General features: G+C 69.5%; 1 protein-coding gene. It reads right to left on the bottom strand.

From position 1 onward, the window contains the following. The coding region (locus CVH10_RS18125) for a TonB-dependent receptor plug domain-containing protein (protein WP_219924783.1) at positions 1-384 on the bottom strand (384 nt) is incomplete at both ends.

The following is a 384-nucleotide window of genomic DNA, read 5'->3' as shown; positions in this document are numbered from 1 at the left end:
TGTCCAGATCGACCGCGCGGGTCGAGGGCGAGACCGCCGGAATGGCCACCCCGTCCACCGACACGGCGGTGAAGGACGACGGCGCGCCTCGCACATTGATGTAGCGGCCTTCGCCCTGGTCGCGCTGGATGGCGATGCCCTGAACGCGCTGCAGCGATTCGGCCACGTTCGGGTCGGGATAGCGGCCGATGGCGTCGGCCGACAGGACGTTGACCGTGCCCTCGGCGTTCTTCTGCTGGTTCAGCGAACGGGCCACGCCGTCGGTGATGACGCCGGTCACAATCACGTCCGCCACGTCGGTCGCCGAGGCGGACCCCAGGACGATGGCCACATTGGCGTCTTCGCCCGGCGTGGTGACGACCGTCTGGCTGGCCGAGGGCAGAC

Origin of the sequence: Halomonas sp. ND22Bw, assembly GCF_003011945.1 — a bacterium.
GTDB classification, from domain to species: Bacteria; Pseudomonadota; Gammaproteobacteria; order Pseudomonadales; family Halomonadaceae; genus Halomonas; species Halomonas halophila.
Note: the sequence above shows the minus strand (reverse complement) of the source record. Positions and strands in the feature narration are given on the sequence as shown.